Below are 13,913 nucleotides of genomic sequence, written 5' to 3'. Positions count from 1 at the left end.
TTGTAGAACAGGCTTTTCTTATTTCAATTCCCAGCTGACCTTTACTTTCATATCTCCTGTATCCTCAAAATCAGACACATAATAAGAAACGGAATTTAGCTCTAGACTATATAAATCCTTGAGTGCCTCTAAAAGTCTTGCTTTCTCCCCGCTGAAGCGGAAAAGTACTGCCTTCTGTTCTTCTTTTATTTTTCCCTTTACGAGTGCCTTCAGGTCTGCAGAACTGTGTATAATCTTGTCTTCATTATAGAGCACATAATCCAGCTTGTTGTACAGGCGGTCATATACGGCTGTTTTATTATCTGTTTGCTGCAATACATTCAATGTTTCACGGTAAAGAGAAGACGCTTTAGGATATTGTTTCTGCCACGTATGATCTTTTCCCATCTCATCGTCAGTGAGTAAGTAATAGTTATAACTCACCTTTCCTGGTTGATTAGGAGTCGGATCATCCCAAGTTGTGTCCAGATGATACCACTTGCCATCAAGCAATACCAGATTCCAAGCATGAAGTTGTCCCCCTGCTTGACCTTCCACAATTCGGTTCTTAATACCTGATTGTTCTAACATTTTATAAGCAAGTAACGAGTAACCTTGGCATACGGTACTACCTGTAGCAAGACCATCATAAGCGGTATATTTCCGTAGAGATACATCATAAGCCAAATGGAGTACAATCCAGTCATGGATGGCTTCTACCTTCTCATGTGAATTCATTCCTGGAGTAATAATCTCTTCTAATATCTCTTTCACTCTACGTTCAACATACGCGGTTTGGGCTTTGGTCTCGCGGTATTTCAGATCAATAGTCACTTCCGCCGATACATTGTTTCCCTTGTAATGATAGGCATAACTTTTAATATTGTATTGGATATAGGGGTCGCTTGCCATTGCCTCTTCAATTGCTTTCTGTAGAGTAGCCTTGAGCGTTTTAATTTTTCCTTTATACGTAAACTTCACACTTTCTGTCCTGCCCAGCATTGCTGTCGTCAGTACAGTGTGCATGCTCTCTGATGTAATTACTTTCTCTGTAGAAGCTGCATACAGTGTATCCAGGTTTACTACCCGGGGGATCACAATGATCATCGCAAGGGCGAGCAATACAACGATTAACAAACCAAAGCGGTTTTTCCTCAAGGTCGTCTCCGCCTCTCTTCGGGTAATGGGCTCTAGTCTTTGCAGGAATATTGTAACACAAACGCTCTTAGCATCTTTTTTCTAGTTTTGTCGATCTTCATCGAAAAAAAATAGCTTCCTAAGTAGGAAGCTATTTTCTGTATCTAATTATATCTATTCAGTTTCAGTCAAATAAGTACCTGTACATTCATTCCTTAATAATAACGATAAGAAGACTGACTATTCATGAAAAAATCAAGTTTCCCTTGTAATTCTGCCAGACGATTGAGTACTTGTGCCGCTTCTGTAACGGTCACAAAACGTTCAGGCAAGAAGCGTCCATCGATGAGCGGCAGCAAATCTAACTTGATTGTTAGCGAAGCAGCGCCTTTATTGGTAATCTGAGAAGCATCTGCTACAGCTGCCAAATCTGTGCCCTGTTGATAGAACTTAGAAAGTTTCTCGTACTTCAGCACACTCATGATAATTTCAGCTAATTGCCCACGTGTAAGTTGTTTTTCAGGGGATAATTTTTGTTCCGGATCCGCTTCAATCCAGGAAAGGTTAATAAGAAGATTCAGCACTGATGCATAGGGACTTTCTATATCCACATCTGCAAATATCTTATCGTCTTCACTTCCCGAATAATATATATCATTCCCCACACCTGGATTAAGTGCTCTTGCTAAATACGTATACCAATCCCCTTTGGTAATGGTACGTTCCGGTTCTATTTTCCCTTCATCGTTCGGTGTTAACACCCCATGAGTAACCATCTTCTGTAGTACAGATTCTGCACTGTGTCCTTTAATATCCACAATATCGGATACAAGGCTTTCCTGTTTTGTTCCATAGAGAACTTTCCATTTCCCACTAGAAGCGTCAAGAGCCTCACTGCTGTAATACTCAATATCGCTCAATTGTGGATGATACACCAGCTTAATGGATCTTTCTACTCTATCCCCTTGAATTCCGTAATGCCCACCAAATCCTTCGTATTGAAGTGTCGTTTTGGCTCTATCCAGGAAAATCTTTTTTGCTTCCTCTTTCGTCACGGCTGGTTCAGATACAGCTGGCATATTTGCAGCATCCGCTGAGAACTGAGAATAAAAGCTTTGCACCGATCCTGATTTATCCATCGAGAGGCTCACATTATCACCATGAACAGGAATCCCATTCAGATAACGAGTAAAATTAAAGAAATAACTTGTATCGGAGCTGCTCACCGTACTCAGTTTCAATTCCTTCGTTGCATTTGGAACCAATGTCAGAACTTTATCAATCGCTAGCTTTTTCGCAGCTGTTGCTGTGATTTTTTGTTGGTTATCTATTGTTTTATCGACTTCACTGTCATTATCCATACTATGGTTGTATACATCGTAACTACTAATTTCTCCAGTCTTCGCGTTAACTTCGGCGGAGATTCCATTCATGTACATATACGAATTATCTTTATCTTCTTTAGACCAACGGATATTCCAACTAGGCTCTCCAGACCGGTAACTTTTTTTCTCATAGCGGCTTTCAGAGACTTCATACCCCTTAGGTGTGGGAAAGGACTTTTCTACTAATTCCAGAGCTTCATCAGCGCTCAGATCATTCTTTGAAGGAACAAAAGTATTCCCACTCGGCAAAGATTCATTAACATATTCTGTTTTTGTATCTGTTGAATTATATGAGCTGAAAGTCTCTCCTGTATTCGCATCAATGGATTCCATTCCTGTTGAAGGCAAATACCCAAGATAATAATTACTATGTTTTTTGCTGTAACTATATTTATTAGGAACATAGGATAGTTCTACATTCAAGTTTTTTTCGAATATAGATCTTGCTTCTTGCTCAGATAACTTTGGTTTAGAAGAAGGATAGTCGGACTGTGCTACATTTCTTGAATAGTTAGTCACAACCCCGCTGTCGTGTACGGTAACGTATACTGTATTTTCACTTGTAGGCAGTCCATTCACATGAAGTTGATAAACAAAAGAGTACTGTGCATGACCAAAAAGCGGAGATATCGTATCTCCTCCATTAGCATCTAACTTAATGTAGTCATCCTCAGATAATCCTTTGATGGCTTTATGCAAAAATGCTTTGCTAATTGCTTCTGACTCTGCAAGAGAAATACGTTTAGCATCACTATCTGCTTTTTTCTCCCATAAATATTCAGGCAAATACACAGACAAGACTTCTCCTGTCTCACCATGCACAGTAGCACTGAATCCATGTGAGGACGAACCCATTCTGATCTCGAATTGCAAATCCCAGACTTTATAATTTGGCTGCGGGTATGAATTCCCTCCACCAAGATTCGATGATGTTAATGTTGCTTTTTCCAGCTCAGGAAACAGCGCGATCACATTCTTGTAGGCAGTTTCTGATGAAATTTTAGCACCCTTTGGTAATTTGGAATCAAGAACAATCGAAGATTGACCGCTTCCCGTCTCACTTGCCGTCTCACTAACAACTACAGAAGCAGCAGAAACACTTTGAATTGCTCCTTGCGTATGTACCCCTAGCATAATAGCCGCCATGGTAGCTGCTACTTTCTTTACAGAAATCGAAGACCTTATATCCAAAATTTATTCCTCCCCCTGATTTCCAATCTATTCCAGTATATCACACTATAAACTATCACATTCCATATTTACCAATTAAAAATTTCGAGATAAACACCCAACTTTTTTCCGAAAAACGTGTTGCAAACCTCATCCACTCTAACATAAACTGCCTTGATAATTAAACCCTATCTCTTGATTTCTTCTTCTCTTCTCATGAGGAAATAGATGCACAAAGAACCGCCCGGTAATCCCGGAGCGGTTCTTTGTGCTATATAGCTGCCTATCTGTATTGTGAGAGTTTCTCATTTAATTCACGGGTTTGTCCGTATATATTCTGATAGAGTGCAAATAGTTCGTTGTAAACTTCTGCCGTCTCCGGGTTCGGTTCATAAGTTTTTGCAGGACGAATAAAGGCTGCAGCACATGCCTGTAGAGAATCAAACCATCTACACCCGTAAGCCGCAAGCATGGCAGCCCCCATGGCAGGACCTTGTTCGCTTTCTAGCTTCACAATACGGCTATTGAAAATATCAGCCTGCATTTGCAGCCAGGTTTCATTTTTAGCTCCGCCGCCAATAGAAACGACTTCTTGAATGTTTTTACCAGATTCACGGATGATATCAATTGACTCTCTTAATGAGAAAGTAATTCCTTCGAGTACGGCACGCCCAAAGTGGGAAATGGAGTGACCTGCGTCTACGCCAATGAAACTGGCACGAATATTGGCATTTGGATGCGGAGTCCGTTCTCCAACGAGATAAGGAGTGAATAAAAGTCCTTTACTGCCTGCCGGTATGGCATCAATACCGCTAAGCAATTCATCAAAGGAAAGATCTTTTGCAAAAGTATCCTTAAACCAAGTCAAACTATAGCCCGCAGCAAGTGTCACACCCATGATATAAAAAGCATCTTTCTCCCCATGGTTGAAGAAATGAACTTTCCCTTCAAAATCAAGCTCTTTACGTTCTTCATAAGCAAGTACAACGCCTGAAGTCCCGATACTGCTCATCGTCTGTCCTTCATTCAGAATGCCGGCACCAATCGCCCCGCAAGCATTGTCTGCTCCCCCGGCAAATACTTTCGTGTTTGTGGTAAGATTTGATGCTTCTGCAATCTCTGGAAGCAGTGTTCCCACTTCTTCAAAGGACTCCACAAGTCTTGGGCAGAGAGAAAGTGGAAGCGAGAAGGCTTCTGCAATCGTCTGACTCCAGTTTTTGCTTGTTATATCTAATAGTAGCGTTCCCGCCGCATCGGAATAATCCATCGCATAGTCGCCGGTTAACCGGTAACGAACATAATCTTTAGGAAGCAAGAATACGGTTGCCTGCTCCATGATCTCAGGTTCATGTTTTTGAACCCACAAAATTTTAGGAAGTGTAAATCCTTCTAATGCCCGGTTTTTTGCAATCTGTAATAGATCCGCACCCAGCGTTTCCTCAATAAGGCGACATTCTGCGGTTGTCCGTGTATCATTCCATAAGATAGCGGGACGCAGCACCTGTCCATCCTTATTAAGTAACACAAGCCCATGCATCTGGCCAGAGAAGCTGAGGCCCGCTACTTCGTCAGCTGAAATGTTAGACATCTCCATGAGCTTACGGAGAGACACTAACGTTTGCTCGACCCAATCCTCAGGATTCTGTTCGCTGTAGCCAGCTTTCGGTTGATGTAACGGATATGACTGTGATGATTCAAATAAAACGTCCCCACTGTGGTTGACGAGCACTGTCTTCACAGCGCTCGTTCCTAAATCTACACCAATAACATAACTCATTGATCCTTCCTCCTTCATTTTTCTGTTCAGTTTGATCATCAAATAAAGAAACGTCCCCGCACCTTTCGCATACGGGCGAAAAAGGCCGGGGACGATCCGTAAAGACTAACTATTGCTGTGGCGTCCTGTTGGCATGATCAAGACTGATCAATGATTAGTCAGCCAAGATATATTGGTTAAGTGTCGCTTTCAGAAGTTCTTGGCGTCCTGATTTATTAGCACGCGGTGTTTCGTTATTGAGTGCATATTCAGCAAGGGAGCTAAGCGTTGCTTTACCTTCAACCACTTCTGCACCAACACCTTCTTTAAAGCTTGCATAACGATCCTCAATAAAGTTATCGAATACACGATCTTCGATTAGTTTCGCAGCGACTTTAAGACCTTTCGCATACGTATCCATACCTGCAATATGAGCAAGGAACAGATCTTCTGGTTCGAAGGAAGAACGACGTACTTTCGCATCAAAGTTTACGCCACCTTTACCAAGACCGCCATTCTTAAGCACTTCGTACATCGTAAGTGTTGCATCGTAGATATCTACTGGGAACTCATCTGTATCCCATCCGATCAGAAGATCGCCTTGGTTTGCATCCAGTGATCCAAGCATACCGTTAATACGAGCGACACGCAGCTCGTGGTCAAATGTGTGACCTGCCAGCGTAGCATGGTTAGCTTCAAGGTTTAGTTTAAAGTCTTTGTCCAAGCCGTATTTTTGCAAGAATGCAATGGAAGTAGCAGCATCAAAATCATACTGATGTTTGGTTGGCTCTTTTGGTTTTGGCTCGATCAAGAATTGAGCGTCAAAGCCGATTTCTTTTGCATAATCTACAGCCATATGGAACATACGAGCAATGTTGTCTTGCTCCAGAGCCATATCAGTATTCAGCAACGTATCATAACCTTCACGTCCGCCCCAGAATACATAGTTTTCTGCACCAAGACGTTTACCCACTTCAAGGCCTTTCTTGACCTGAGCTGCTGCATGAGCATAAACATCTGCATTACATGTAGATGCTGCACCGTGCATAAAGCGCGGATTCGTGAACATGTTCGCTGTATTCCAAAGCAGTTTCTTACCTGTTGATTTCATGTGATCTTCTATAAGATCGACGATTGTATCAATATTGCCGTAGAACTCACGCAGGCTGTTTCCTTCAGGGGCGATGTCTACATCATGGAAACAGAAGAAAGGTAGATTCATTTTTTCCATAAATTCAAATGCTGCTTCTACGCGAACTTTCGCAAGGTCAAGACCAGAATATTTATTATAAGAACGAACTGCTGTTTCTGCACCAAAAGGATCAGCACCGCCAGCTGTTAGTGTATGCCAGTAAGCCATACCAAAACGGAAATGCTCTTCCATCGTTTTACCTGCTACGACTTCTTCCGGATTATAAAATTTAAATGCAAAAGGATTTTTCGATTCTTTACCTTCAAATGCAACTTTGGTAACGGATTCAAAGTAAGCCATTATTACAAAGCCCTCCTCTAATTGGTCTAATGTCCGATTCGCGAAATCGTTTACACCGATATACTAACACACCCACTGTGACTTTGTCTATTGGTTAAACTAAGTTTGTTTGTTCTTGTTTTTTTCTGTTACAATAGACTTTACTTCTATTCTGATTAGAATAAGTTTTGTAAATAAATCAATGTAAAATCCTGAAGGGAAGTGCTGATCCATGGCAATAACCGGAGATCAGGCTCTGGTCAAAAAGATTAATAAAACGATTATTTTAAATACGATCCGGGAACATGCACCTTTATCTAGAGCGAATGTGTCGACGCTGTCCGGATTAAATAAAGCAACGGTATCTAATCTTGTAGCGGAACTTATGGATGGACATTTGGTCACAGAACTTGGTCCAGGTGAATCCAGTGGAGGGCGTAAACCGCTTATGCTTTTATTCAATAAACATGCTGGTTATGCCGTAGGTCTTGAAGTCAGTGTGAAACGTTTACGAGGTGTTCTAACCGATCTTGCCGGAAGCATTATTGCTGAAGATGTCCAGCCTCTTACAAGTCATGACGTGTCATACGTATGTAGCTCTATTGTCTGCATGACAACCGGGTTGCAGCAAAAAGCGCCCCCTTCACCACACGGTGTCATTGGTGTAGGGATTGGAGTACCAGGCATGGTAGATGAAGAAGGAACGGTACTATTTGCCCCGAACCTTGCGTGGAATATGGTTCCTCTCCAAAGTATGTTAGAAAAAGAACTGGAGCTTCCCGTCACGATTGATAATGAAGCTAATGCAGGAGCACTCGGTGAACTTCACTTTGGAGCAGCTAGAGGAACACGTCATCTGATATACATCAGTGCGGGTATTGGGATCGGATCTGGCATTGTGATTGATGGTGAACTGTACAAAGGGGCATGGGGTTATGCAGGAGAAACGGGACACATGTCCATTGATGCAGAAGGAAAACAGTGCTCCTGCGGAAATCGGGGGTGCTGGGAGCTTTATGCTTCTGAAAAAGCGTATGATGAAGCCAGCTTGTTGCTTCCTTCGCGTTCCACTTCTGATCTTACGATCCTTGCTGCCAAAGGAGACCCCATCATTCTTGAACTCTACGAAAGCATGGGACACCGGCTGGGTATCGGGATAACAAACATCGTAAATAGTTTTAATCCAGAACGTATCATTATAGGCGGGCCCTTATCTAAAGCGCAAAAATTTATAGAGAGCTCACTGCAAAGAGTTGTCGCAGAACGAACGCTTCCCTACCATCGGCGTAGTCTCCATATTGAATTCGCTGAACTTGGAGCCAACTCTACCTTAATCGGTTCTGCCTATGGAGCCATATCCCAGTTTCTCGGGCAAATTCGAGTTCGATCATAAATGTAAAAAATTAACTGAAATAGACAAAAATTTGCCCTATTTTCTGGACCGTTAACTTCAGTATCCAAGGTATAATAAGTCTAATTATGTGTCATTTATTACTGCAAAGCTCTCTTTTGCAGCTATATTTCACGCACGGAATGGAGAGAACTCTCGTGACTTATGTGGATACTTCCGATATTTCAGCCGCGATGTTCATCACGGTCCTGCTTTTCCTTATTGTTATTGCTCCCTTGGTAAGCCTAGGAATTCTTAAGTTATTTCAGGGAAAGAAAAAACAGGCATTATGGTATGTTCTATCGGGTGTAGCCGTCTATTTTATATTCCAGTGGTTTATGTGGTTTGTTTTTTAGCTAACGTTTCACAGCCTATTTTTATCAAAAAGAGAGAGAGACGTAATTCGTCTCTCTCTCTTTATTTTATCTCAAAGAACCCGCCCCGCTTTTTCTCTGTGCGGTGTTCATCAATTCTGTTTAATCTGGTTCGCTACTTGCTGATGCTCATCAGAGCCGAATTTGGTAAGTGCGTCTTCCGTTAACTTTTCATCAGATTGTATATATTTTTCCTTCAACTTTAATATTCGGAGCACGTGTTCATCTATTTCGGCCTCGGTTAACCTTCCCGTTTCTACTGCGGTTAGTATGGCCTCGTATGCTTCAGCTGCTTTGTCTGGAGTATGACCGAACAAAAGGATATCAACTCCGGCCTCAAGTGCCATAACAGCGGCCTCCCCTGAGCCATAATTTTGCTCGATTGCTCCCATCTCCAGGTCATCCGTAATCACAACCCCATCGTACCCAAGATCCTCCCGCAAGATGTCTTGAACCATGACGGAAGACAGAGATGCCGGTTTTCCTGAGGAATCGATCTTAGGATACTTGATATGAGCTACCATGATCATGTCAGCTCCTTCTTCTATTACTTCACGAAAAGGAATCAGTTCTCTTTTTTCTAGCTGAGCTTTCGTCTTGTTAACAACCGGCAGACTTTCATGTGAATCAACCGAGGTATCCCCGTGTCCGGGAAAGTGTTTTATGGCTGAGATCATACCTGCTTTCTGCAGTCCTTTCATTACAGCAATTCCATGATCAGATACTTCTGCAGCTGTGGTGCCGTAAGCACGATCCCCAATTACCTTATTCGCCGGATTACTAAAGATATCAAGTACAGGAGCATAGTCTACATTAAATCCGAAAGCACCTGCCTCTTCTCCAATAACCCTGCCTACTTCTTCAGATAAAGCGGCATCTCCCTTCTCCCCGATCCTAAGGCTCGGTGGAAACTCCGTCTTGCCCTCTGGTAAACGAGACACCCGCCCACCTTCTTCATCTAAAGAGATGAAAAGTGGTCTATTTTCCGCCGGGTTATTCGATTTTATATCATTAATAAGTTCTAGCAGTTGTTTTTTGCTCTCCATATTTTGCTTAAATAGTATGACACCGCCGATTCGGCCTGAAGCAATTAACTGTGTCTCTTCTGGAGAAAGATCGGTGCCCGAAAAACCTGAGATTATCAGCTGACCTATTTTCTGTTCCAAGTTCATCGACATTAGCTCCGACTTATATTTGTCGGTCTCATCTACTGAAGGAACACGGTCAGGTTCAGGCGACTCCGTATTACCCTGGTCCTGTTCCGTATCTTCTTCTACTTTATTCGTTTCCCCATGGTTACTGTCCAATTCCGTGGGGGAATCCGTTAATTTTTCAGGGATAGCTACCTCCCTAGAACAACCGATTACCACGACTAACAGTAGTAGCACCCATATATAATAACTATTCCTCATGTTTTATCTCTCCTGCAATACATTCTACTAGTATGATTCCCTTTATATAGGTAAAAAACCGCATCCGTAAAGGATGCGGCTTTAGGGCTTTCAATTGCATTACCTCGATTGAATAAAATTCCAAACATTTCTGTTCACTAATCTACAGCAGTCTGAATATATAAACTAAGTATTAATTCGTTACTGCACTGTGCTCCAGACTTTCGATGAATCTTTCCGTGTCCATTGCTGCTTTACATCCACTGCCTGCAGCTGTAATCGCTTGTCTGTAACGAGTATCCTGAACATCTCCGCAAGCGAATACGCCAGGTACATTCGTTTCACTTGTACCCGGGTTAACAACAATATATCCGTTTGCATCCGTAGTCAGTTGACCACCCAAGAAAGCTGTGTTTGGATTATGACCAATGGCAACGAAAACACCACTTGCTTCAATGATTTCTTCTTCGCCGGTAGCATTGTTAAGCACTTTTAAGCCTTTTACTCCGCTTCCATTTTCGCCTGCAAGGATCTCGACAGGTGTGCGATTCAGTGCCCATTCAATTTTTTCATTATCACGAGCACGATCCTGCATAATTTTTGAAGCACGAAGTTCTTCACGACGATGCACCAGTGTAACTTTAGATGCGAAACGAGTCAGGAAGGTTGCTTCTTCCAAAGCAGAATCGCCGCCGCCGATTACGATGATTTCTTTACCGCGGAAAAAGAATCCATCACATGTTGCACAAGTACTTACACCATAACCTACGTTTTCTTGTTCTCCAGGAATACCGAGGTATTTTGCAGAAGCTCCTGTGGAAATAATAACCGTCTCGGAAACAATTTCGTCTTGTCCTTCGACTTGAATTTTAAAAGGACGCTCTGCCATATCAATACTATTAACCCATCCAGTACGGAATTCTGCACCAAAGCGCTCCGCCTGTTTGCGCATATTATCCATAAGTTCAGGTCCCATAATACCATCAGGGAAACCAGGGAAATTTTCCACTTCTGTCGTTGTTGTGAGTTGTCCTCCCGGTTCTGGACCTTCAATTACGAGTGGTTTCAAATTGGCACGTGCCAAATAAATTGCTGCAGTCAGGCCGGCTGGACCTGTTCCGATAATAACTGATTTATACATTCACTTTACCTCCTGATTTCTTCCGCAAACACTAGAGTATATGAACTTCGAATGAACCAGGGGCGAACAAGCATACAATAGGTTATTACCTTATTCGCCTGGAAGACAATTTCATAACCTATCTACTCTTGTCATCCATATACGAATGGGAAATAATATAATGAATTGCTTTACCCGTTCATGTTATAAGTAAACTTTACGGAAAAGGAATAAATAATTTATAATAATTCTAATCTAGATATAATTATGATCATTTTCAAAGTCGCTGTCAATGCTCTTTGCTCGCCTTAATCCTGATCTAAATAGAAAGACAACAAGAGGAGGTATTCGAAAGTTTATGACAGAAGCAATGATTGGAAGTATTATCTCTGCCTTGTCTACCGGACTTGGGGCAATCCCGATTCTGTTTATGACCAAGGTTACTCACCGGCGCGTGATATTTTGCTCGCTTATCTTGCCGGCATCATGACATCGGCATCTATGTACAGTCTCATCCCAGAGGCTCTCAGCCAATCCAATCTTATTGTCCTTTCCATTGGAATCATGGCAGGAAGTTGTGTCTTGCTCATCTTAGAGAGGTACATCCCGCACATTGATCTAGAGAATCCGGAATCACGGCCATTTAATATTGAAGGGAAGGCTTTCCTTATCATTGCCGCAATCACGATGCACAATCTTCCAGAGGGGCTTTCTGTTGGGGTAAGTTACGCGAGTTCAGACGAAAGTCTAGGTAATCTGATCGCATTGTCGATCGGTCTACAGAATGCGCCTGAAGGATTTCTCGTTGCCCTTTTTCTAGTGAATCAAAACATTGGCCGATTTAAAGCGCTCGGTATCGCTACGTTAACGGGGGCAGTCGAGATTATTACAGCGTTTATTGGTTACACGCTCAGCAGTGTAGTGGATGGTCTTGTTCCTTACGGTCTCGCCTTTGCCGCAGGAGCAATGATGTTTATTGTGTACAAAGAACTGATTCCCGAAAGTCATGGAGACGGCAACCAGCGTGTAGCTACGATCTCCTTTCTTCTAGGTCTCATCACGATGATTACCCTTACTGAACTTTTCTAATTTGGTGTAATAAAAAAAACTTCTATACAGCAAAAGCGTCGTTCTCACGACGCTTCAGATTGTAGACAAAAGGCATTCGGAATGTATACATTCGGAATGCCTTTTGTCATTTCTACTTCTTTTCAAGAATAAATCAGACGGGTTTCTACCTGATTTACGCCGGGATTGGTCTGTTCCACGACCATCTCGCGATCTTCTTCAGATTCATGGCAAAACGTAAGCATCGCCTGCATGGACAATTTTTTCAGCCCTCGTAGGGTTGTCCATCGCATGCCATGCTTTTCTTTTGCATCTGCAAATACCCGTTCCACCGTTTCTTTTCGTTTCGCATAGATTTGTTTTACATGCTGGTGCTGTCTTAGATGCTCTACTTCTTCTAAGTGGTTTTGCCATACATGTCGCGTCACTACTTTTTGGTGGTTTTTGCTCTCTGTACACATGGACAAATAACGACACGATTTACAAATTTCTTTTGGAGATTTGTATTCTCGGTACCCTTCTTTATTGGTAGTCGAGTAAGGTATACCACGTTAGCAGGACATAAATAGACGTCAAAATATTCATCATACATGTAGTCATTTTTTTGAAAACCTTCTTTTTGAGAACGTGGACGCGTATAAGGCGCGCAGGAGTAACCCCTTGCTCTAATAAATACTTGCTAATCCAAGGTGTTTTGTAGGCCGCATCGGTCGCCACTGCTACAGGTTTTCCAATCTTTTCTTTTACCAATTCTACGAGGGGCACAAGCAAGTGACTGTCATGTTCATTTCCGGGAGTGACAATGTTACCGAGTACAAATCCGTTTCGGTCTACTGTGCGTGAAACGAATAAGCAAATTGTTTGGTCCGTTCATCTTTGACATAGTAGCCGCTGTCAGGGTCCGTTGTGCTTTGTTTGATTTCCTTTTCTTCTTTTTTGAAAGAGTCCGGCGGAAATGGCTTTTTATCGTGGTCGTCCCGGTCTTGGTTAATTTCCTCTTCCAGTTTGCGTTGGTACGCTCTTGTTTCTTTGCGTACAACCTTCTTTTCGAATTTTCGTTTGTTCGCGCTCGCTTTTACGTGTGTAGAATCGATGAAAACATGCTCCGCACTGAGTAAATGTTTCTCTGCCGCAGTCCGCAAAATACGGTAGAAAATCTGTTCGAATAGATCTGTATCTTTAAAACGACGTTCGTAGTTCTTTCCGAAAGTAGAGAAATGCGGAACTTTATCATAAAATCCATAGCCCAAAAACCAACGATACGCCATATTGGTCTGTACTTCTTCGATCGTTTTTCGCATGGAACGAATACCAAAGGTATATTGAATAAGAGGTAGTTTAATTAAGATGACCGGATCGATGCTAGGTCGTCCAATTTCCGAATAATGATCCTGAACCAAATCGTAGATGAAAGAAAAGTCGATCGCTGATTCGATTTTGCGAACCAAATGATCTTCTGGCACGAGTTGATCCAGGGCAACCATTTCAAGTTGGTCACGCTGAGTGGATGATTGTTTCGTTAGCATGATTGTCACCTCAAATAAAGTAGTTACTACTATTGTAAAATAAAAAAGACTGCAGGCAAACTAGTTTAAGCTAGTTTGTCTACAGTCTGAAGCGTCGTTCTCACGACGCTTTTTGTTTTTCTATCTACTTTTCACTGATCTACAGC

At 42.2% G+C, this 13,913-nt stretch carries 8 protein-coding genes and 2 pseudogenes; 3 read left to right on the top strand and 7 right to left on the bottom strand.

What is annotated here, in order from left to right; genetic code table 11:
- Positions 1-18: 18 nt before the first annotated feature.
- The 4 genes from ACWPWY_RS22165 to xylA all read right to left on the bottom strand — a co-directional run bounded on the left by ACWPWY_RS22165 (position 19) and on the right by xylA (position 6,919).
- The gene (locus tag ACWPWY_RS22165) at positions 19-1,086 is read right to left on the bottom strand and encodes a transglutaminase domain-containing protein (RefSeq protein WP_454193919.1); all 1,068 of its coding nucleotides are present in this window, start codon (positions 1,084-1,086) and stop codon (positions 19-21) included.
- A 245-nt stretch (positions 1,087-1,331) separates the two neighbouring features.
- Positions 1,332-3,692, bottom strand: coding sequence for a YcdB/YcdC domain-containing protein (locus ACWPWY_RS22160; RefSeq protein WP_454193680.1), 2,361 nt, complete (start codon positions 3,690-3,692; stop codon positions 1,332-1,334).
- A gap of 262 nt (positions 3,693-3,954) precedes the next feature.
- Complete coding sequence (xylB, locus tag ACWPWY_RS22155; RefSeq protein ID WP_454193679.1) at positions 3,955-5,448, bottom strand: xylulokinase; 1,494 nt, start codon at positions 5,446-5,448, stop codon at positions 3,955-3,957.
- A gap of 154 nt (positions 5,449-5,602) precedes the next feature.
- Positions 5,603-6,919 (bottom strand): xylose isomerase, encoded by a 1,317-nt coding sequence (gene xylA / locus ACWPWY_RS22150; protein WP_454193678.1) that lies wholly within the window; start codon positions 6,917-6,919, stop codon positions 5,603-5,605.
- Between the two features lie 211 nt (positions 6,920-7,130).
- Between xylA and ACWPWY_RS22145 the strand changes: the two genes are divergently transcribed.
- Positions 7,131-8,291, top strand: coding sequence for an ROK family protein (locus ACWPWY_RS22145; RefSeq protein ID WP_454193677.1), 1,161 nt, complete (start codon positions 7,131-7,133; stop codon positions 8,289-8,291).
- Positions 8,292-8,446: 155 nt separating this feature from the next.
- On the top strand, positions 8,447-8,644 hold the full coding sequence (locus ACWPWY_RS22140; RefSeq protein WP_191804079.1) for a hypothetical protein: 198 nt from the start codon (positions 8,447-8,449) through the stop codon (positions 8,642-8,644).
- A gap of 110 nt (positions 8,645-8,754) precedes the next feature.
- Here ACWPWY_RS22140 and nagZ read toward each other — a convergent pair whose 3' ends face one another.
- On the bottom strand, positions 8,755-10,074 hold the full coding sequence (gene nagZ / locus ACWPWY_RS22135) for a beta-N-acetylhexosaminidase (RefSeq protein WP_454193676.1): 1,320 nt from the start codon (positions 10,072-10,074) through the stop codon (positions 8,755-8,757).
- 172 nt (positions 10,075-10,246) lie between these two features.
- Positions 10,247-11,194, bottom strand: a complete 948-nt coding sequence (trxB, locus tag ACWPWY_RS22130; protein ID WP_191803985.1) for a thioredoxin-disulfide reductase — start codon at positions 11,192-11,194, stop codon at positions 10,247-10,249.
- A gap of 337 nt (positions 11,195-11,531) precedes the next feature.
- On the opposite strand from trxB, the pseudogene ACWPWY_RS22125 reads away from it, so the two are divergent.
- Positions 11,532-12,262 (top strand): annotated as a pseudogene (locus ACWPWY_RS22125) (ZIP family metal transporter).
- Positions 12,263-12,416: 154 nt separating this feature from the next.
- On the opposite strand, the pseudogene ACWPWY_RS22120 reads toward ACWPWY_RS22125, so the two are convergent.
- A pseudogene (locus ACWPWY_RS22120) lies at positions 12,417-13,767 on the bottom strand (IS1182 family transposase).
- Positions 13,768-13,913: the final 146 nt, after the last annotated feature.

Source organism: Paenibacillus sp. Marseille-Q7038 (assembly GCF_965111595.1).
This window is presented reverse-complemented; position numbering and strand designations above follow the sequence as displayed.